The 18,871-nt window shown below is 68.0% G+C and carries 20 protein-coding genes; 16 read left to right on the forward strand and 4 right to left on the reverse strand.

The features are described from left to right. Positions 1 to 70 precede the first annotated feature (70 nt). Positions 71 to 331, forward strand: coding sequence for a hypothetical protein (locus ACWH43_RS05065; RefSeq protein WP_158446759.1), 261 nt, complete (start codon positions 71 to 73; stop codon positions 329 to 331). 489 nt (positions 332 to 820) lie between these two features. Here the strand turns inward: ACWH43_RS05065 and ACWH43_RS05070 are convergent, their stop codons facing one another. Both ACWH43_RS05070 and ACWH43_RS05075 read right to left on the reverse strand, forming a co-directional pair. Further along, positions 821 to 1,333 (reverse strand): hypothetical protein, encoded by a 513-nt coding sequence (locus ACWH43_RS05070; RefSeq protein ID WP_158471828.1) that lies wholly within the window; start codon positions 1,331 to 1,333, stop codon positions 821 to 823. Positions 1,334 to 1,418: 85 nt separating this feature from the next. Beyond that, positions 1,419 to 2,309 carry an amidohydrolase family protein gene (locus ACWH43_RS05075; protein WP_158471829.1) on the reverse strand — a complete coding sequence of 297 codons (891 nt, stop codon included), beginning with the start codon at positions 2,307 to 2,309 and terminating at the stop codon, positions 1,419 to 1,421. Between the two features lie 201 nt (positions 2,310 to 2,510). On the opposite strand from ACWH43_RS05075, the gene ACWH43_RS05080 reads away from it, so the two are divergent. The 8 genes from ACWH43_RS05080 (at position 2,511) to ACWH43_RS05115 (ending at position 10,628) form a co-directional block, all read left to right on the forward strand. Further along, on the forward strand, positions 2,511 to 3,848 hold the full coding sequence (locus ACWH43_RS05080) for an ABC transporter substrate-binding protein (protein ID WP_158444695.1): 1,338 nt from the start codon (positions 2,511 to 2,513) through the stop codon (positions 3,846 to 3,848). A gap of 111 nt (positions 3,849 to 3,959) precedes the next feature. Beyond that, entirely contained in the window at positions 3,960 to 4,889 is a 930-nt protein-coding gene (locus ACWH43_RS05085; protein ID WP_158444694.1) for a carbohydrate ABC transporter permease, read from the forward strand. Between the two features lie 166 nt (positions 4,890 to 5,055). Beyond that, positions 5,056 to 5,874, forward strand: a complete 819-nt coding sequence (locus tag ACWH43_RS05090; RefSeq protein WP_158444693.1) for a carbohydrate ABC transporter permease — start codon at positions 5,056 to 5,058, stop codon at positions 5,872 to 5,874. An 82-nt stretch (positions 5,875 to 5,956) separates the two neighbouring features. After that, a complete protein-coding gene (locus ACWH43_RS05095) occupies positions 5,957 to 6,853 on the forward strand; it encodes a dihydrodipicolinate synthase family protein (protein WP_158444692.1) in 897 nt (298 codons plus the stop codon). Between the two features lie 51 nt (positions 6,854 to 6,904). Beyond that, a complete protein-coding gene (locus tag ACWH43_RS05100) occupies positions 6,905 to 7,582 on the forward strand; it encodes a GntR family transcriptional regulator (protein ID WP_158444691.1) in 678 nt (225 codons plus the stop codon). A gap of 49 nt (positions 7,583 to 7,631) precedes the next feature. Next, complete coding sequence (locus ACWH43_RS05105; RefSeq protein ID WP_158444690.1) at positions 7,632 to 8,624, forward strand: sialic acid TRAP transporter substrate-binding protein SiaP; 993 nt, start codon at positions 7,632 to 7,634, stop codon at positions 8,622 to 8,624. Positions 8,625 to 8,832: 208 nt separating this feature from the next. Next, positions 8,833 to 9,345 carry a TRAP transporter small permease gene (locus tag ACWH43_RS05110; RefSeq protein WP_260349303.1) on the forward strand — a complete coding sequence of 171 codons (513 nt, stop codon included), beginning with the start codon at positions 8,833 to 8,835 and terminating at the stop codon, positions 9,343 to 9,345. Next, entirely contained in the window at positions 9,342 to 10,628 is a 1,287-nt protein-coding gene (locus tag ACWH43_RS05115) for a TRAP transporter large permease (protein WP_158444688.1), read from the forward strand. The genes ACWH43_RS05110 and ACWH43_RS05115 overlap by 4 nt, the downstream gene beginning before the upstream one ends. A 130-nt stretch (positions 10,629 to 10,758) precedes the next feature. Here the strand turns inward: ACWH43_RS05115 and ppk2 are convergent, their stop codons facing one another. Then, entirely contained in the window at positions 10,759 to 11,697 is a 939-nt protein-coding gene (ppk2, locus tag ACWH43_RS05120) for a polyphosphate kinase 2 (protein WP_158444687.1), read from the reverse strand. Between the two features lie 221 nt (positions 11,698 to 11,918). Between ppk2 and ACWH43_RS05125 the strand changes: the two genes are divergently transcribed. The 7 genes from ACWH43_RS05125 (at position 11,919) to phoB (ending at position 18,569) form a co-directional block, all read left to right on the forward strand. Beyond that, positions 11,919 to 12,977, forward strand: a complete 1,059-nt coding sequence (locus ACWH43_RS05125; RefSeq protein ID WP_158448042.1) for an ATP-binding protein — start codon at positions 11,919 to 11,921, stop codon at positions 12,975 to 12,977. Between the two features lie 124 nt (positions 12,978 to 13,101). Continuing rightward, the gene (gene pstS, locus ACWH43_RS05130) at positions 13,102 to 14,127 is read left to right on the forward strand and encodes a phosphate ABC transporter substrate-binding protein PstS (RefSeq protein WP_158448041.1); all 1,026 of its coding nucleotides are present in this window, start codon (positions 13,102 to 13,104) and stop codon (positions 14,125 to 14,127) included. Between the two features lie 220 nt (positions 14,128 to 14,347). After that, complete coding sequence (gene pstC, locus ACWH43_RS05135) at positions 14,348 to 15,322, forward strand: phosphate ABC transporter permease subunit PstC (RefSeq protein ID WP_158445714.1); 975 nt, start codon at positions 14,348 to 14,350, stop codon at positions 15,320 to 15,322. A 12-nt stretch (positions 15,323 to 15,334) separates the two neighbouring features. Further along, positions 15,335 to 16,219, forward strand: coding sequence for a phosphate ABC transporter permease PstA (pstA, locus tag ACWH43_RS05140; protein WP_158445713.1), 885 nt, complete (start codon positions 15,335 to 15,337; stop codon positions 16,217 to 16,219). 39 nt (positions 16,220 to 16,258) lie between these two features. Beyond that, complete coding sequence (gene pstB / locus ACWH43_RS05145; RefSeq protein WP_158445712.1) at positions 16,259 to 17,065, forward strand: phosphate ABC transporter ATP-binding protein PstB; 807 nt, start codon at positions 16,259 to 16,261, stop codon at positions 17,063 to 17,065. Between the two features lie 74 nt (positions 17,066 to 17,139). After that, positions 17,140 to 17,859, forward strand: a complete 720-nt coding sequence (gene phoU / locus ACWH43_RS05150) for a phosphate signaling complex protein PhoU (protein ID WP_089174081.1) — start codon at positions 17,140 to 17,142, stop codon at positions 17,857 to 17,859. A gap of 11 nt (positions 17,860 to 17,870) precedes the next feature. Continuing rightward, positions 17,871 to 18,569, forward strand: coding sequence for a phosphate regulon transcriptional regulator PhoB (gene phoB / locus ACWH43_RS05155; RefSeq protein ID WP_158445711.1), 699 nt, complete (start codon positions 17,871 to 17,873; stop codon positions 18,567 to 18,569). Here the strand turns inward: phoB and ACWH43_RS05160 are convergent. Further along, positions 18,536 to 18,859, reverse strand: coding sequence for a DUF3175 domain-containing protein (locus ACWH43_RS05160; RefSeq protein WP_158445710.1), 324 nt, complete (start codon positions 18,857 to 18,859; stop codon positions 18,536 to 18,538). The genes phoB and ACWH43_RS05160 overlap by 34 nt on opposite strands. Positions 18,860 to 18,871 lie beyond the last annotated feature (12 nt).

Raw genomic sequence — 18,871 nt, forward strand, 5'->3', positions numbered from 1 at the left:
TATGGAAAAGAGCCTCGCGCCCATTCCGATTGAGCTAAGCTCTCAGTTGAACACGATTCACGGAAACCAAATGCCCCGCAAAACTCCCGAACAGCTCGCCCGTGAATTCGAAGGCCGCAAGGCCAAGGGGCTGGCCAAGGGCGGGGCGGCGTTCTGGCCAAACATCCTCGCCAACGCCGTGCTGAAGCTGACCGCGGCGCGGGCCGAGATCACTCCAGAGTCGCTGATCGCGCTGATCGAGCGCGAGGGCGAGACGCAGGACGTCTCGGTGAAGGCCGGCGCGGCGGAGGCGATCGCGCGGCTGAAGCAGGCCGTCGCCAAGGGCGCCTGAGAAAACTTATCCCCGTCCCGTCCGGCCGCGCTTATCCTCGCTCCACCTCATCCCCGAGGGGCAGCCATCCGGAGGCATGTCGTGTGGCGGGATGAGGGCGGCGCCCTGCGGCCGGCCTTGCAAGCCGGACTCGGGAGGCTGCGGGAACCGCCCTGGGGATATTACGGTCCCTGCGCGAGGGGCTCGCTGGAAGGTTCGACGGGAAAGGTCTTGTGACCCGAGGCGCGACGAGGCTCGGCCGAACTGGCGTCGAGGGAGCAGGGCCGGAAGCGCAGAGCCGGATAAGCGCGGCCCGCAGTCTGCAAGAACGCCGATGAGCGGAGCGCCACGGGGCGTGCGGAAGGTGGCTCAATCCTTCCGCGCCGCTTCCTGGCTCAACGGAAGCGGCCTGATACCACCTGCGCCTCGCGGCGCTCCGCTGCCCCTCATCACGAACGAACGCGCGCCGGCGCGGGCGGGCGCCGGCGCGCGTCTTGAAGCCGTGCCGGCTCAGGCGCCCTTCAGCCGGGCGTTGCACTGGCTGTAATAGCCGCCGCCCTTCTGAATCCATTTCAGGCCGCCATTGCCGTTGCTGGCCTTGTTGGCGTTGTACTGGTCGTTGCAGGTCTTGAAGCGCTGCTTGCCGGCCGAGAGCTGCGAATATTTCGGATCGACCTTGCTCGGGAACACGGCGCTGCCCGTCGGCGCGGCCGAGGGGGCGGCGGCGGGCTTCGGCGCGGCCGGGGCGGTCGCGGTCGTCGTCGCCGGCTTCATCGGGTTGGCCGGGGCGGGCGCGGTCGCGGCGGGAGCGGCGGCGGGGCTCGCGGCGGCGCCGTCGCCGCACTGGGTCTTGCGGAAATCGTTCCAGGATTGGCCGTTCAGCGTGTTGCCGCTCTTGGCCGCCTGGTACTTGGTGCTGCACTCCTTCATCGTCAGCGCGAGCGCCGGCGTCGAGGCCTGCAGCGTGAACCCGCCCGCGAGCGCGAGAAGGCCGGCAGCGAGCGCGAATCTGGTCCGAGTCATGTGAGATCCTCCCGGTGAAGGGACGCCTGTCGATGCCGCTCTGGCCGGGCGGATCATTCCGGGCGGTCGGGCAGCGGAACGCAGGCTAGGACCGCGAAGATGAACCGTCCATGACGGGTTTCGCCGGATTTCGGCCACGTTTCGCCAGATAGAGCCGCGCCGCATTGCCGCCGAAGAGCGCGGCGCGATCCGCCGCCGAAAGCGTCGCGGTGAGGCGCTCGGCCGCCGCGAGCCAGCCGGCATAGGGCGTGCGCAGCGTGACGACCGGCCAGTCGCTGCCCCAGAGCAGGCGCTGCGGCCCGAAGCAGGCGAGCAGATGCGCGACCGCCGGCGCCAGCGTCGCGGCGGTCCAGCCCGGCCTGGCCTCGGTGACGAGGCCGGAGAGTTTGCAGACGGTGTTCGGCCGGGCGGCCAGCGCCGCGATGCCGTCGCGCCATTGCGCGAGATCGGTGCCGGCGAGGTCGGGCTTGGCGCCGTGGTCGATCACCACGGGAAGCCGCGTCTCGCGGTCGAGGAGGGCGAGCAAGGCCGGGATCTGCGGCGGCTTCACCAGCGCGTCGAAGACGAGGCCATGGCGCGCGAGCGCCGCGAAGGCGGGGGCGAGGTCGGGCCGGGCGAGCCAGCCGGGATCGGGGATGTCCTGCGCCATCGGCCTGAGTCCAACGAGCAGCGGGTCGGCCGCCAGTGCAGCGATGCGGGCGGGGGCGTCGGGCGCGGCGAAATCGGCCCAGCCGACGACGCCGGCGACGAAGGGCGTAGCGGCCGCGAGGCCGAGCAGGAAGCGGGTCTCGGCCTCGGTCGGAGCAGCCTGGACCAGGATGGTCGCGGCGATATCGTGCGCGGCGAGCAGCGGGGCGAGATCGGCGGGCTCGGAATCGCGGTGGATCGGCCCGAGCGCGGGGGTGAGCCAGCCATAATCGCCGCGGGAGAGCCGCCAGAAATGCTGGTGGGAATCGATGCGCGGCGGGCTCGTCACGGGCGGCTCTCGCAGAGGATCCCGCGCCGGAACGGAGCGGTCTGGCAGCACTATGTGCACGCCAACATGTTAGCTTGCAACCGGCCGGAAAGCGGATTAGCGTTCTTCCCGATCGCGGAAGGGGCGGCATTGCCCGCCGGCGGTACCGCGCACCATGAAAGGCCCGAAACGGGCCGCCTGCAAGTCCTGGGGAGGACGCCGATGACCGATCATCTTCTCAAGCCGACCCGTCGCGTGCTGCTCGGCGGCGCGGCGGCCGCGCTCGCCTCGCCGCTGGTGCTGCGCAGGGCGCAGGCGCAGGGCGCCTTCGACTGGAAGAAGTTCTCCGGCCAGTCGATCGACGTGCTGCTGGTCAAGAACCCGCGCTCCGACCTGATGCAGCAGGCCGAGAAGGAATTCACCGAGCTCACCGGCATCAAGGTCTCCTCCGAGCAGGTGCCGGAGCAGCAGCAGCGCCAGAAGGCGGTGATCGAGTTCGCCTCGGGCAAGCCGAGCTTCGACGTCAGCGGCATCTCGCTGCATGTGCAGAAGCGCATGGCGGCCAAGGGCAAGTGGTTCGAGAATCTCGAGCCCTTCATCAAGAACGCCGCGCTGACCGCGCCGGATTTCGACTTCGCCGATTTCGGCGCCGGTCCCGTGGCCTATGCGCGGCAGGCGGACGGCTCGCTCGATACGCTTCCCTTCTTCGTCGATTACTGGATCATCTACTACAACAAGGAGCTCTTCGACGCGAAGGGCGTGGCCTATCCCAAGACGATGGACGAGATGTTCACCGTCGCGCAGAAGCTGCACGATCCGGCCAAGGGCATCGCCGGCTTCGTCTCGCGCGGGCTGAAGAACGCCAATGTCCCGGTCTGGACCTCGCTGATGCTGGGCCAGGGCATGGAGACGGTCTCGCCCGAGGGCAAGCTGCTGACCGATACGCCCGAGGCGGTCTGGGCGGGCGAGCTCTACAAGAAGCTCAACAAGGAGACCGGCCCGGTCGGTTCGGTCGGCTTCAACTGGAACGAGTGCCAGACGACCTTCATGCAGGGCCGCGCCGCGATGTGGCTCGACGGCGTCGGCTTCGCCACGCCGCTGGAGGATCCGAGCAAGTCGCGCATCGTCGGCAAGGTCGGCTATGGCGTGACGCCGCCGGGGCCGAAGGCGCATCACGCCGGCATGTTCGCCGACGGCATGGGCATCTCGCGCGGCTCCTCGAAGAAGGAGGCGGCCTGGCTCTATCTCCAGTTCATGACCAACAAGAAGAACCAGATCGCCATGCTGAAGAGCGGCGCCGGCGCGCCCGGCCGCTCCTCGGCCTATCTCGACACCGAGACGATCCAGGCCTCGAAATTCGGCAAGCAGTATTTCGATTGCCTGCTGGCCTCCGCCAAGATCGCGCGCGCCGGCCTGCCGCAGATCGTGCCGGTGACGGAGTTCCGCGACGTCTTCGGCGTGGCGCTGACCAATATGATAGGCGGGGCGGATGTCGCCGGCGAATTGAAGAAGGCGACGGAGACCTTCGCACCGGTGCTCGCCAAGAGCGAGCAGGGCTGAGCGGCGCCCTTCGGCGACAGGCATGGCCGGGCCGACCCGGCTATGCCGTGACCACTAGGCTTCCTTACAGAGATGCCCCGGGTCGAGCCCGGGCATGACGGCCCGGAACGCATGACCAGCACATCCCTTCCAGCGAGACTCTCCAGCGCGGCGCCCGTGAGCGCCGCCGCGACCTCGCAGGATTTCACGCCGCGCTACTGGCTGTTCTCGCTGCCGGCGGTGCTGGTGATCGCCGCGGTGATCGTGTTCCCCTGGCTGTTCACGCTCTACATGTCGACGCAGGACTGGAAGATCGGCGGCGGCGCGGAATTCGTCGGCCTCGGTAATTTCGCCGAGCTGGCGCAGGATGCGCGCTTCCTCGAATCGATCTGGCACACCGTCTATTTCACCGTGCTGGCGGTGGTGCTGCCGATCGTCTTCGGCACGGCGGCGGCGCTGGTGTTCCATCGCGAATTCCCGGCGCGGGGCCTGCTGCGGACCGTGTTCGTCATGCCGATGATGGCGACGCCGGTCGCGGTCGCGCTGGTCTGGACGATGATGTTCCACCCGCAGCTCGGGGTGCTGAACTATCTGCTCTCGCTCGTCGGCATTCCGCCGCAGGGCTGGGTCTACGATCCCGGCACGGTGATCCCGACGCTGGTGATGGTCGAGGTCTGGCACTGGACGCCGCTGGTCATGCTGATCGTGCTCGGGGGCCTCGCCGGCCTGCCCCGCGAGCCTTACGAATCCGCGCTGATCGACGGCGCCAACGACTGGCACATGTTCCGGCACATCACGCTGCCGCTGGTCTGGCCCTTCGTCATGGTGGCGATCGTGATCCGCACCATCGACGCGCTGAAGGCCTTCGACACCATCTTCGTGATCACCCAGGGCGGGCCGGGCACGGCCTCGGAGACGCTGAACATCTTCCTCTATCTGCAGGCCTTCCAGTTCTACAAGATCGGCTACGCCTCGGCCGTGGTGGTGATCTTCTTCGTCATCATCATCATGCTCTCGCTGCTGCTGCTCTATGCGCGGCAGAAGTCGAAGTGGAACACGTGATGGGCGGACCTTTTGTCATAAACGCGCTGTCATCCCGGGCGAAGCGAAGCGCAGACCCGGGATCCATGCCGGAACCTTTCCGGATGGATGTTCAGGCATGGATCCCGGGTCTCCCTGCGGTCGCCCGGGATGACCGTGCTGGAAATGGCCAGACAGCGAGGTCGCCATGAACCGCACGCTCAAAAAGCTCGGCTTCTGGGCCTCGGTCTTCGTGCTGGTCTCGCCGGCGGTGCTGGTCTTCCTCTGGATGATCTCGCTCTCGCTCAAGAACGAGCTCGACAACACCGCCTTCCCGCCGGTCTTCATCCCCGATCCGCCGACGCTGAAGAACTATGTCGACGTCTTCGCCCAGAACGATTTCGGGCTCTATCTGTGGAACTCGATCCTGGTCACCGGCGGGGCGGTGCTGCTCGGGCTGATCGTCGGCGTGCCGGCTGGCTACGGCATCGCGCGCGGCAAGGCGCATAAATTCGCGATCCTGATCCTGGTGGCGCGGATGACGCCGGCCCTGTCCTATCTCATCCCGCTGTTCCTGCTGTTCCAGATCACCGGATTGGTGGGCACCATCACGGCGCTGGTCATCACCCATCTCGTCATCACCATCCCGATCATCGTCTGGATCATGATCGGGTATTTCGAGAACGTTCCCATGGAGCTCGAAGACGCTTCGCGCATCGACGGCGCCACGAGCTGGCAGGCCTTCCGCCATGTCGCGCTGCCGCTGGCCAAACCCGGCATCGTGGTCGGCGGCATCCTCGCCTTCATCTTCTCCTGGAACAACTTCATCTTCTCGGTGGTGCTCGGCGGCAAGGCGAGCCGCACGCTGCCCTCGGCCGTCTACAACTCCCTGACCTTCGAGCAGATCTCCTGGGGGCCGCTCGCCGCGGCGGCGCTTCTGGTGACCTTGCCCGTGCTCCTCGTCACCGTCATCGCCCAGCGCCAGATCGTCGCCGGACTCTCGGCCGGAGGCCTGAAGGACGGCTAGCGAAAGCCGCGTGGGCCGCTTGCGGACGGCGCTGTCTCCATACTAACATGTCAGTCACCAGTCAGCCTTGAAAGCCCTTCCCATGGCCACCGACAAGACCCGCTTCGGCCTCTCCTGCGCGATCACCACCCCGATGCGGGAGGGCGGCGGCGTCGACCTGCCGCGCCTCGTCCACCATGCCCGCCATGTGCTGGCGCATGGCTGCGACTCGGTCACGCTGTTCGGCACGACGGGCGAGGGCGCCGCGCTCGGCCTGCCGGCGCGGACCGCGATGATGGGGGCGCTGATCGGGGCGGGGATCGACCCGGCCGCGAAGATCTATGCCGGCGTGGCCGCGGCCTCGATGCATGAGGCGGTCGAGCAGGCGCGGCTGGCGCTCGATGCCGGGGCAAGGGGCCTGCTCGTCGCGCCGCCCTTCTACTTCAAGGGCGTCGGCGACGAGGGGCTCTATGCCTGGTTCGCGCAGTTCTTCGAGAAGCTCGGCGCCGCGGCCCGCAATGTCGTCCTCTACCACATCCCCTCGGTGACAGCGGTGGATATCAGCCTCGGGCTGGTGCAGCGGCTGAAGACGGCGTTTCCGGGGCTCGTCATCGGCGTCAAGGATTCCTCCGGCGACGCTGCCAATACCGAGGCGCTGCTGAAGGCGCATGGCGAGCTCGCCATTCTGGTGGGCGACGAGCGCCAGCTCGCAAAGGCGGTGCGCAACGGCGCGCAGGGCACGATCTGCGGCATCGCCAACCTGGTGCCGGAGCTGGTGCGCCCGATGGTCTATGAAGGCAAGGACAGCCCGGCGGTGAACGCGCTGGTCGACGAGATCTGCGCGTATCCGGTGCTGGCGGCGGTGAAGGCGCTGACCGGCCACATCCATGGCGATGCCGGCTATGGCGCGATGCGCCCGCCGCTGGAGGCACTGGACGAAGCGACGCGGAAGCGGCTCTTTGCGGCCTTCGATTCGATCATGCAGGCGAAGGCGGCCTGAGGGGCACGATGGAACCGTCATTGCAATGACGGGGAAGGACAGGAGGAACAGGTGAGCCAGCCGGAGCAGGAGCCGCGCGAGGGCGAGCCGCTGAAGCTGCGGGAGCGCGCCTATGCCTCCTTCACCGAGCGGCTGCTGGCGCGCGAGATCAAGCCCGGCCAGTTCGTGACCCAGCGCGAGCTGGTGGCGATGACGGGCTTCCCGCTCGGCGCCATCCGCGAGCTGATCCCGCGACTGGAGGCGGAAGGGCTGATCAAGACCGTGCCGCAGCGCGGCATGCAGGTCGCCCATGTCGACCTCAACCTGATCCGCAACGCCTTCCAGTTCCGGCTCTTCCTCGAGAAGGAGGCGACGGCGCTCTACACCCGGAACGCGACCGATGCGGAGATCGCCGAGCAGCGGGCGCGGCACGAGGCGATCGTCCGGCGGGCCGAGGCCGGCGGCGATGCGACGCTGATCGAGGATGCCGAGGATATCGACCGGCTGATGCACGAGGCGATCATCGACCATCTCGACAACGAGATCGTCAGCCAGGCCTTCCGCGTCACCTGGCTCAAGATCCGGCTGATCCGGCAATACGAGACGCGCATCCACAACAGCATCATCGTCCCGGTGATGCAGGATCATCTCGCCATCATCGCGGCGATCGAGACGCGCGACGCCGAGCGCGCGGCGGAAGCGATGGCGACCCATATCGGCAACGCCCGGACACGGGCGATGCAGTACTGAGATCATCGCGAACGAGCCGGAGAACCGGCTGCCTGTGGAGGGAACGGACATGAAAAAGCAGACGAGACGCGATTTTCTGGCTGCCACGGCAGCGGGGGCGACGGCGATCGCCGCGCCCGGCATCCTGCGGGCCGAGCCGCTCGTGCTGCGCTGGGCCGACGGCCAGCCGGCGAGCCATCCCTCGCCGCAGAGCGCGGTGAAGGCCGCCGCCGAGATCAAGGAGAAGACCGGCGGGCGCATCGACGTCCAGTCCTTCCCGAACGGGCAGCTCGGCTCCTCGCGCGACATGGTCGAATCGGTCGCCTCGGGCGCGCTGACCATGGTGACGGAGGGCGCGGCGCAGCTCGGCCAGTTCGTGCCGCAGATCTCGATCATCGAGGCGCCCTATATCTGGAAGGACGCGGCGCATGTGACCCGCGCGCTGAAATCCCCGCTGATGGACGAGCTCAACCAGGTCCTCGTCGCCAAGCGCGGCATGCGCATGATCGGCGTCAACTATTACGGCGTGCGCCACCTCACCAGCGGCAGGAAGCCGATCCATTCGGTCGAGGACATGAAGGGCTTCAAGCTGCGCGTGCCGGAGGTCGACACCTTCCGCGCCATGGCCGAGGCCTGGGGCGCGCGGCCGACGCCGCTCAACTTCTCCGAACTCTATCTCGCGCTCTCGCAGGGCGCCGTCGACGGGCAGGAGAACCCGCTGCCGACCATCGCCTCGGCCAAGCTCGCCGAGGTGCAGAAATACCTGGTGCTGACCGCGCATATCATCACGCCGCGGCTCGTCATCGTGAACGAGGCGGCCTGGCAGAAGATCCCGCAGGCCGACCGCGACATCGTCGTCGCCGCGATCGACAAGGCCGCCGCCTGGCAGGACCAGGAGATTCTCGACCAGGAGAAGGGGCTGGTCGACGGCCTCACCAAGGCCGGCATGAGCGTGTCGACGCCCGACAACGAGGCCTTCCGCAAGCCGGTGCTGGCGAGCGTGCCGGCCAAGTTCGAGAGCAAATGGGGCAAGGGCCTCTGGGACCGCATCCAGGCGCTGTGACGGCGCTCTCCTGAACCTCGACCGTCATTCCGGGGCGCTGCGCAGCAGCGAGCCTGGAACCCATGAACACCGGCTTGAGCCGGCAAGTCGCAGCACGCGCGCCCGCTTCCTACTGCGGCGTGGTGTTCATGGGTTCCGGGCTCAGGCCTTCGGCCTGCCCCGGAATGATGGCGTCGATGCCTGAAGCCTAACCATGAAAGCGAACCGCATGACGATCTGGCCCAGGCTGTTCGACCGGACCATGGAGGTGATCGCCGCGATCCTGCTCGTCGCGCTGCTCGTCACGGTGACGCTCGGCATCGTCACCCGCGCGCTCGGCGAGCCGCTGATCTGGACCGACGAGGTCTCGCGCTTCCTGATGCTGTGGGTGGCGGTGGCGGGCTGGATCCTCGCCAGCCGGCGCCGCGCCCATATCCGCATCCGCTTCTTCCACGACATGCTGCCGGTCAGGGCCTGGCGCGCGGCCGAGGCGGGGATGCAGCTCGCCATGATCCTCTTCGGCGGGCTGATCGCCTGGTATTCCGCGCATCTGGTGCAGGCGAACCACGATCTCGAGGCGACCACGGTGCCGCTCTCGATGGGGCTGCTCTACGCGCCGATGGTGCTGGCCGGGATCGTGACGCTGCTCCAGGGCCTGCACGAGCTGGTCGACAATCTGCGCAACCGGCGGATGTCGCCGCATGCTCCGGCCGCGGCTCCCCTGCAGGAGGCCGCCGAATGAGCGCGCTGATCTTCAAGATCTCGGCCGTCTGGCTGCTGTCGATCCTCGCCGGCTTCCCGCTCTTCGCCTCGATGGGGCTCGCCGCCTTCGCCTTCGTGCTGCTCGGCGATCTCTCGGCCTCGATCGTGCCGCAGAAGATGGCGCAGGCGATGAACTCCTTCCCGATCGTGGCGGCGCCGCTCTTCATCCTGATGGGCAACATCCTGGCGGCGGCGCGCATCACCGACCGCATCGTCGCCTTCGCGACCGCGGTGATCGGCTGGCTGCGCGGCGGCTATGCGCATGCCTCGATCCTGACCAGCATGATCTTCGCCGGCATGGTCGGCTCGGCGGTGGCGGATGCGGCGGGCTCCGGCGCGATCGAGATCCGGGCGATGCAAAAGGCCGGCTACCGGCCCGAGACCGCGGCCGCGATCACCGCCTCGGCCGCGACGATCGGGCCGATCATCCCGCCCTCGCTGCCGATGGTGATCTACGGCGTCACGGCCGATGTCTCGATCGGCCGGCTGTTCATCGGCGGCGTCATCCCGGGCATCCTGATGGGGCTGTCGCTGATGGTGATGGTGATGTTCGTCGCGCGCCGGCAGGGCTTCCGCAAGGAGCGCTTCAAGGGCTTCCGCGAGATCGGCCGCAGCTTCCTCAACGGCTTCTTCGCGCTGATGACGCCGCCGATCATCCTCGGCGGCATGTTCACCGGCATGGTCACGCCGACCGAGGCGGCGGCCGTCGCCTGCCTCTACGCGCTGTTCCTCGGCTTCTTCGTCTACCGCACGCTGGAGGTGAGGCAGCTCTGGCCGATCCTGATCGAGACGGTCGAGACCATGGGGCTCGTCGCCGTGCTGGTGATGGCGGCGGGCGCGCTCGGCTGGTGCATGTCGATCTCGCGCGTGCCGCAGACGCTGACGCCGCTGATCGTCGAGACGATCCAGCACCCGCTGATGTTCCTGCTGGTCTGCAACCTGATCCTGCTCGTGGTCGGCTGCTTCATGGAGGCGCTGGCGGCGCTGCTGATCCTGATCCCGATCCTGGTGCCGGCGGCGAACAGCTTCGGCATCGACCCGGTCCAGTTCGGCATCATCATGATCCTCAACCTGATCCTGGGGACGATCCATCCGCCGATCGGGGTGGTGCTCTTCGTGGTGACGCGCATCGCCAACGTCTCCTTCGAGACGATGTCGAAGGCGATCCTGCCCTGGCTGGTGCCGCTGCTCGTCGTGCTCGCGGCGATCACGCTCTGGCCGCCGCTGACGACCTGGCTGCCGAACCACGTCATGGGGCCGTGAGAGGCGGCCGCTCGTCATTGCGAGAAGCAAAGCGACGGAGCAATCCTGGAGGGACCGGGCCGGCGTTCCACCGGTCCCTCCGGATCGCTTCCGGATTGCTTCGCTGCGCCCGCGGTGCCGGACAGCCTTCTCAGCTCTCCGGCTCGCCGCCCTTGTCGAGATAGCGCGCGACCGAGACAACGACCTTGTCGTCGAGCGGGCCGATCGCCGTCTCGTCCTTGCCCTTGTAGGGGATCGCCCGCAGGACGTGGCGGATGGCGTTGAGGCGCGCGCGCAGCTTGTCGTTGCTGCGCACCACGAACCAGGGAGCCGCCTCGGTCGAGGTCCGGGCGAGCATGGCGTCGAAGGCGCGGGAATAGTCGTCGAAGCGCGGGATCGCCTCGAAGTCGATCGGCGAGAGCTTCCAGCGCTTCAGCGGGTCGTGCCAGCGCGCATGCAGGCGCGTCATCTGCATCTCGCGGCCGATGGTCAGGAAGAGCTTGACGATGCGGATGCCGTCGCGCGCCAGCATGCCCTCGAAGACCGGCGCCTCGCGCAGGAACTGCTCGGTCTCCTCCGGCTTGCAGAAGTCCATGACGCGCTCGACGCCGGCGCGGTTGTACCAGGAGCGGTCGAAGAACACCATTTCGCCCGCCGTCGGCATCTCGGAGGCGTAGCGCTGGAAATACCATTGCCCCTGCTCGGTGTCGGAGGGCTTGGGCAGGGCGACGACGCGGGCATGGCGCGGATTGAGGTGCTGGGTGAAGCGGGCGATGGTGCCGCCCTTGCCGGCGCCGTCGCGGCCCTCGAAGACGATGACGATGCGCTCGCCCTGCTTCTGGGCCCAGCGCGTCAGCTTCTGCAGCTCGATCTGCAGCGGCTCCAGCTCGCGGCTGTAGCGCTTGCGCTTCATCCGCTTGCCATAGGGATAGCCGCCGCTGTGATAGGCGGCGTCGACGATCGATTCCGGCAGGATCTCCGCCTCGATGTCGAAGGCCTTCGCCTTGCCGGGCTTGTCCCGCTGCGGCTCCCCGGCCGTGGAGGGCGCGACGGCGGCGCTGGCTTGCGAATCCGGGGATTTCTTCGTCATCGGCTGCTCCTCGTCGTTCCGCGAAGCCTAGAGCATCGGACCGAAAAGTGGAATCCGCTTTTCGGAAAAATCCGATGCACTCACAATGAGATAGATCATCGTTACCGCGTCCGAAGGGACGCGCGATGATCTAGCCGGCTGCCGTACGGAAGGGAATTGACGCCTTGGGCGGTTATGCGCAGGAAGGCCTGCCGGTAACCACCGGCGGCTCCGAGCGTTCCATGATCGACACCGCCGTCTTCCCCATCACCGCCGTGCGCGGCCTCGTCGAGGCGCTGGGCTCGGCCGTCGTGCTGCTCGACGAGCAGGGCGTGGCGCAGGCGCTCAGCCCGGCGATGCGCGCCCTGATCCCCGGCCTCGAGATCGGCAAGCTGCTGGCGCTGGTGCTGCGCGACCCCGACCTGATCGAGGCGATCGAGACGGTCGCGCGCGGCGGCGAGCGCAAGACCATCGAGCTCGTCGAGCGCGTCCCGGTCGAGCGCACCTTCCGCATCCATCTCGCCGCCCTCGAGGGGCGGGGCGAGCGCCGCCCGACGCTGCTGACCTTCGAGGATCTGAGCGAGCAGCGCGTCATCGAGCGCATGCGCGTCGACTTCGTCGCCAATGCCAGCCATGAATTGCGCACCCCGCTGGCCTCGCTGCTCGGCTTCGTCGAGACCTTGCAGGGTCCGGCCCGCAACGACGAGCGGGCGCGCGAGCGCTTCCTCGGCATCATGCGCGAGCAGGGCCTGCGCATGGCGCGCCTGGTCGACGACCTGCTTTCGCTCTCGCGCATCGAGCAGCGCGCCCATGTCGCGCCGGACACGCCGGTCGACCTCGCCGGGATCTCGCGGGAGATCGTCGATTCCCTGACCCTGCTGGCGCGCGAGCGCGAGGTCACGCTCAAGCTGAGGGCGCCTTCGGAGCCGTTGCAGGTGCCGGGCGACCGCGACGAGCTCTTGCGCCTGATGGAGAACCTCGTCGAGAACGCGATCAAATACGGCAGGCGCGGCGGCGACGTCTCGATCGCGGTCGAGGCCCATGACGGCGAGGCCAGCGTCTGCGTCCGCGACGACGGGCCGGGCATCGCGCCGGAGCATCTGCCGCGCCTGACCGAGCGCTTCTACCGGATCGACACGGCGGCCAGCCGCGAGACCGGCGGCACGGGCTTGGGGCTCGCCATCGTCAAGCACATCGTGCTGCGCCATCGCGGGCGCCTGACCATCGAGAGCAGGCCGGGGGAGGGCGCCGCCTTCAAGGCGATCCTGCCGCGCTTCGGCACGGCGCGCGGCTCGGCCTGAGCCTTCGCAATTCGGGACGGAGCTGCCTTTGTGACGCTTTTCATGACGGATTGTCATGCGGCTGTCATACGCAGGGTGTTCTGACGAGGCCGCTGCCAACAGCGACCAGATGAGGACATCTCACATGCGCAAGATTCTCGTTCTCGCGGCCGTTGCCGCCGGGATCGCCGGCTCCGCCCAGGCCGCCGACATCACCGGCGCCGGCGCGACCTTCCCCTTTCCGATCTATTCGAAATGGGCCGAGGCCTACAAGAAGGAGACCGGCACCGGCCTGAACTACCAGTCGATCGGCTCGGGTGGCGGCATCCGCCAGATCAAGGCCAAGACCGTCGCCTTCGGCGCCACCGACGCCCCCCTCAAGGGCGGGGACCTGACCAAGGACGGCCTCGTCCAGTTCCCGACCGTGATGGGCGGCGTCGTTCCCGCCGTGAACATCGCCGGCATCGCGCCGGGCAAGCTCAAGCTCTCCGGCGAGATCATCGCGCAGATCTATCTGGGCGACATCAAGAAGTGGAACGACCCCAAGATCGTCGCGCTCAACGCCGGCGTCACCCTGCCGGACGCCAACATCAACCCGGTCTACCGCTCGGACGGCTCGGGCACGACCTTCGTCTTCACCGACTACCTCTCCAAGGTCTCGGCCGAGTGGAAGTCCAAGATCGGCGCCAACCAGTCGGTCCAGTGGCCGGTCGGCATCGGCGGCAAGGGCAATGAGGGCGTCTCGGCCTCGGTCAAGCAGGTCGCCAACTCGATCGGCTATGTCGAATACGCCTATGCCAAGCAGAACAAGCTCTCCCACGCCCTGGTGAAGAACGCCGACGGCAACTTCCCGGCGCCGGAAGAGAAGGCCTTCCAGGCCGCCGCCGCCAACGCCAACTGGCAGGAGCAGCCGGGCTTCGGCATCTCGCTCAACAACCAGAAGGGCGCCGATGCCTGGCCGATCACCTCGGCCACCTTCATCCTCGTCCACGCCAAGCCGGAGAACCCGGCCGAGGTGCAGGAAGCGCTCAAGTTCTTCGACTGGGCCTACAAGTCCGGCGACAAGCTCGCCAGCGAGCTCGACTACGTCGCCCTGCCGGCGAATGTGAAGGACCAGGTCCGCGCCGCCTGGAAGGGCGTCACCGACAATTCCGGCAAGCCGATCTTCTGATCGCGCCGACCCTGGCGAGGCGGGCCCGGCCCGCCTCGCCAACCCGTTCGAGCCCTCATCCCGAGGAGCCGCGGCGCGCGGCGCCTCGCCGGATGGCCGAGAGCGAGCCGACGCCTCCGCGCGAGGCCCCCGCGGCGCGCTCCTCAGGATGAGGGCCGAGGTTGACGGGCCGGGCGACCGGCCGCAGACAGCCTCCGCCACGCCACCGGAGCCTTCGCGGATGACCGCAGCAACCGACATGACGAGCATGCCCGGCGCGACGCCGATCGTCCGCAGGACGCCGAAAGCGACCTTCGACGCCGTCTTCCGCAATGCCAGCTTCGGCGCGGCGATGCTGGTGCTGGTGCTGCTCGCCGGCATCATGGTCTCGATGGTCGTCGGCGGCTGGCCGGCCTTCCGCGAATTCGGCCTCGGCTTCATCACCTCCAGCGTCTGGGACACCCAGAACGAGCAGTACGGCGCCTGGCCGGCGATCGTCGGCACGCTCTCGACGGCGCTGATCGCGCTGGTGATCGGCGTGCCGCTCTCGCTCGGCATCGCCGTCTACCTGACCCAGCTCGCCCCGGCCTGGTTCAAGAAGCCGGTCGCGACCGCGATCGAGCTGCTCGCCGCCGTGCCCTCGATCATCTACGGCATGTGGGGCCTGTTCGTCTTCGTGCCGCTCTTCGCGCAATATGTGCAGATCCCGCTCTCGAACATCGTCGAGGGCATGCCGGTCGTCGGCACGATCCTCTATTCGCGCTCGCCCTCGGGGCTGGGGATCTTCACCGCCGGCATCATCCTCGCCTTCATGATCGTGCCGTTCATTGCCTCGATCACCCGCGACATGCTGGAGCAGATCCCCTCGGTGCTGCGCGAGAGCGCCTATGGCATCGGGGCGACGACCTGGGAGGTCGTGCGCCATGTGCTGGTGCCGCAGGCCGGCGTCTCGATCATCGGCGCGGTGATGCTCGGCCTCGGCCGCGCCCTCGGCGAGACCATGGCGGTGACCTTCGTGGTCGGCAACGCCAACCGTCTCTCGGCCTCGATCCTCGACCCGGGCTCGACCATCGCCTCGCGCATCGCCAACGAGTTCAACGAGGCGCTGGGGCTGCAGCTCAACGCGCTGATCGCGCTGGGTTGCATCCTGTTCTTCGTCACCTTCGTCGTCCTCGTCATCGCGCGGCTGCTGGTCGCCCGCGTCAAGCGCTACTGAGGTCCCCCCGCCATGACCATGACGAGCACACCCCGCGAACTGCCCCATCAGCCCTGGGGGCGCGTGCGCCAGTCGCGCCGCACCGCCGACCGGCTGATGAAGATCATCGCCACCGGCTTCACCTTCGTCGCCATCTTCGTGCTGTTCTGGATCCTCGGCATGCTCCTGGTGAAGGGCATCGGCGGGCTCTCGCTCGCCACCTTCACCGCGGTCACGCCCGGCCCGGGCAGCGAAGGCGGCGGCCTCGCCAACGCCATCGTCGGCTCCTTCGTGCTGACCTTCCTCGGCATCGCCATCGCCACGCCGATCGGCGTGCTGGCCGGGACCTGGCTGGCGGAATACGGCCGGGGCTCGCAGCTCGCCAATCTGATCCGCTTCATCAACGACATCCTGCTCTCGGCGCCGTCGATCCTGATCGGCCTGTTCGTCTACGTCATCCTGGTCGAGCCCTTCCGCGGCTATTCCGGCTGGGCCGGCGGCGTCGCGCTCGGCATCATCGCGATCCCGGTGATCGTGCGCACCACCGAGGACATGCTGAACCTCGTCCCCGGCCATCTGCGCGAGGCCGGCGCGGCGCTCGGCGCGCCGCCCTCCGTCGTGATCACCGGGGTGACCTGGCGCGCGGCCAAGGCCGGCATGGTCACCGGCGTCCTGCTGGCGCTCGCCCGCATCGCCGGCGAGACCGCGCCGCTGCTCTTCACCGCGCTCAACAACAATTTCTGGTTCTCGCCCACGCTCGCCGGCGGCGTCTCGAACCTGCCGGTGACGATCTACCAGTTCGCCTCGGCCCCTTACGAGAACTGGCAGCAGCTCGCCTGGGCCGGCTCGCTGATCATCACCGTCTCGATCCTGCTGCTTTCGATCGTCGCCCGCCGGATCGTCGCCGGCGGCAAATAAGACTTGAATCCAACCCGGTCGCGCCCGACCTTGAGGACCATGTCGATGCTTTCGACCCTTGAACTCTCCCCCCAGTCGCTCGATGCCGAGGCCCCCGTCCGGATCGCGGTGAAGAACCTCGATTTCTACTACGGCGAGCACAAGGCGCTGAAGAACATCAATCTCGACTTCCGCGACCGCCACGTCACGGCGCTGATCGGCCCGTCCGGCTGCGGCAAGTCGACCCTGCTGCGCATCTTCAACCGGATCTACTCGCTCTATCCGGAGCAGAAGGCCACCGGCGAGATCCTGCTCGACGGCCGCAACATCATCTCCAACGACGTCGACGTGAACGAACTGCGCTCGCGCGTCGGCATGGTGTTCCAGAAGCCGACGCCCTTCCCGATGTCGATCTACGACAACGTCGCCTTCGGCATCCGCCTCTACGAGAAGCCGCCGAAATCGGAGCTCGACGACCGCGTCGAGGGCGCGCTGCGCCGCGCCGCGCTCTGGGACGAGGTCAAGGACAAGCTGAAGAGCTCCGGCATGGGCCTCTCCGGCGGCCAGCAGCAGCGCCTGTGCATCGCGCGCACCATCGCGCAGAAGCCGGAGGTGATCCTGTTCGACGAGCCGACCTCGGCGCTCGACCCGATCTCGACCGGCAAGATCGAGGACCTGCTGGAGCAGCTCAAGAGCGACTTCACCATCGCCATCGTCACGCACAACATGCAGCAGGCGGCGCGCATCTCGCAGTACACCGCCTTCATGTATCTGGGCGAGGTGGTCGAGTTCGCCCCGACCAACACGATCTTCATGAACCCGGCCAAGAAGCAGACGCAGGACTACGTCACCGGCCGGTTCGGCTGAGCGATATTTTGTTTCGCATCGGGCTTCCCGAAAGCCGCCTTTCGCGTCTCGGGCCGATGCACCGGAGGACAACCATGACCGACCATATCGTCCGCTCCTATGACGCGGATCTCGAAGGCCTCCGCCGCAGCCTCGCCGAAATGGGCGGGATGGCCGAGCGCATGCTGGGCGATTCCACCGTGGCGCTGGTGCGCCGCGACACGACGCTGGCCCAGAAGATCATCAGCGCCGACCAGCGCCTCGACAATCTCCAGCGCGAGGTCGAGGAGAAGGCGGTTTTGACCATCGCCCGGCGCCAGCCGCTCGCCAACGACCTGCGCGAGCTGATCTCGGCGATCCGCATCGCCGCCGATATCGAGCGCGTCGGCGATCTCGCCAAGAACATCGCCAAGCGCGCCGTCGCCATCTCCGGGCAGTTCCAGCCGCCGCACCGCGCCGTGGTCGGGCTGGAGCACATCAGCCGGCTGGTGCAGGCGCAGCTCAAGGAGGTGCTCGACGCCTATGCCGCCGGCAACGAGCAGAAGGCGCTCGAGGTCTGGCGCCGCGACGACGAGATCGACGCGCTCTACACCTCGCTGTTCCGCGAGCTCCTGACCTATATGATGGAGGACCCGCGCAACATCACCTTCTGCACGCATCTCCTGTTCTGCGCCAAGAACATCGAGCGCATCGGCGACCACACCACCAACATCGCCGAGACGATCCATTACCTCATCACGGGCGACTCGCTCGACGTGAACCGGCCCAAGCTCGACACGACCAATATCGAGGTCGAGGCCGTCACCGGGAGCTGAGACGGGACATCATGGCCGCACGCATCCTGATCGTCGAAGACGAAGAGCCTCTGACCCTGCTGCTGCGCTACAACCTCGAAGCCGAGGGCTTCGAGGTCGACAGCGTCGCACGGGGCGACGACGCCGAACTGCATCTGCGCGACCACACGCCCGATCTCGTGCTGCTCGACTGGATGCTGCCGGGCCTCTCCGGCATCGAGCTCTGCCGCCGGCTGCGCTCGCGGCGCGACACGGAGCGGGTGCCGATCATCATGCTGACGGCGCGCGGCGAGGAGACCGAGCGGGTGCGCGGCCTCGCCACCGGCGCCGACGACTATGTGGTGAAGCCGTTCTCGCTGCCCGAGCTGACGGCGCGCATCCAGGCGCTGCTGCGCCGGGCGAAGCCCGGCCATGTCGCGGGCCTGCTCCAGGCCGGCGATCTCGAGCTCGACCGCACGACGCGCCGCGTCCGCCGGGCCGGCAGCGAGCTGCATCTGGGCCCGACCGAGTTCCGCCTGCTCGAATTCCTGATGCAGGCGCCGGGCCGGGTCTATTCCCGCGCGCAGCTCCTCGATGCCGTCTGGGGCCGCGACGTCTATATCGACGAGCGCACGGTCGACGTGCATGTCGGGCGCCTGCGCAAGGCGATCACCCCGGCCAACGCCAAGGACCCGCTCAGGACCGTGCGCGGCGCCGGCTACGCCTTCGACGAGACCTTCGCGCGCTCCTGAGGCGCGCTGCGCGAGCGGTGGAAGAGCCGGCGCAGGCTGCGCTTGGCGGCCTCCAGCGTCTCGCGCCGCTTCGCCGGCAGGTTCCGGCCGGCGCGGTTGATGTAGAACGTCAGCATCGACATGGCGGAGCGGTAGGCGGAAGCCTTGCGCCGCCGGCTGCGCTCGGCCGAGCGCTTCAGCGAGCGGGCGATGCGGCGCGGATCGTCCTGCGTGAAGACCTTGTCCCGGAGGTCGAGGGCATCGCTCTTGCGGGTGACCTCGGCGGACCATTTGCGTGTGCGGGTCGGCATGGCGGCTCCATG

The sequence above is a fragment of the Allobosea minatitlanensis genome (assembly GCF_964020775.1).

Bases quoted from the DNA above. Each gene is read 5' to 3' on its own strand.
- ACWH43_RS05065 (WP_158446759.1), top strand. From the start codon at position 71: ATGCCCCGCAAAACTCCCGAACAGCTCGCCCGTGAATTCGAAGGCCGC.
- ACWH43_RS05070 (WP_158471828.1), bottom strand. From the start codon at position 1,333: ATGACTCGGACCAGATTCGCGCTCGCTGCCGGCCTTCTCGCGCTCGCG.
- ACWH43_RS05080 (WP_158444695.1), top strand. From the start codon at position 2,511: ATGACCGATCATCTTCTCAAGCCGACCCGTCGCGTGCTGCTCGGCGGC.
- ACWH43_RS05085 (WP_158444694.1), top strand. From the start codon at position 3,960: ATGACCAGCACATCCCTTCCAGCGAGACTCTCCAGCGCGGCGCCCGTG.
- ACWH43_RS05090 (WP_158444693.1), top strand. From the start codon at position 5,056: ATGAACCGCACGCTCAAAAAGCTCGGCTTCTGGGCCTCGGTCTTCGTG.
- ACWH43_RS05095 (WP_158444692.1), top strand. From the start codon at position 5,957: ATGGCCACCGACAAGACCCGCTTCGGCCTCTCCTGCGCGATCACCACC.
- ACWH43_RS05105 (WP_158444690.1), top strand. From the start codon at position 7,632: ATGAAAAAGCAGACGAGACGCGATTTTCTGGCTGCCACGGCAGCGGGG.
- ACWH43_RS05110 (WP_260349303.1), top strand. From the start codon at position 8,833: ATGACGATCTGGCCCAGGCTGTTCGACCGGACCATGGAGGTGATCGCC.
- ACWH43_RS05115 (WP_158444688.1), top strand. From the start codon at position 9,342: ATGAGCGCGCTGATCTTCAAGATCTCGGCCGTCTGGCTGCTGTCGATC.
- ppk2 (WP_158444687.1), bottom strand. From the start codon at position 11,697: ATGACGAAGAAATCCCCGGATTCGCAAGCCAGCGCCGCCGTCGCGCCC.
- ACWH43_RS05125 (WP_158448042.1), top strand. From the start codon at position 11,919: ATGATCGACACCGCCGTCTTCCCCATCACCGCCGTGCGCGGCCTCGTC.
- pstS (WP_158448041.1), top strand. From the start codon at position 13,102: ATGCGCAAGATTCTCGTTCTCGCGGCCGTTGCCGCCGGGATCGCCGGC.
- pstC (WP_158445714.1), top strand. From the start codon at position 14,348: ATGACCGCAGCAACCGACATGACGAGCATGCCCGGCGCGACGCCGATC.
- pstA (WP_158445713.1), top strand. From the start codon at position 15,335: ATGACCATGACGAGCACACCCCGCGAACTGCCCCATCAGCCCTGGGGG.
- pstB (WP_158445712.1), top strand. From the start codon at position 16,259: ATGTCGATGCTTTCGACCCTTGAACTCTCCCCCCAGTCGCTCGATGCC.
- phoU (WP_089174081.1), top strand. From the start codon at position 17,140: ATGACCGACCATATCGTCCGCTCCTATGACGCGGATCTCGAAGGCCTC.
- phoB (WP_158445711.1), top strand. From the start codon at position 17,871: ATGGCCGCACGCATCCTGATCGTCGAAGACGAAGAGCCTCTGACCCTG.
- ACWH43_RS05160 (WP_158445710.1), bottom strand. From the start codon at position 18,859: ATGCCGACCCGCACACGCAAATGGTCCGCCGAGGTCACCCGCAAGAGC.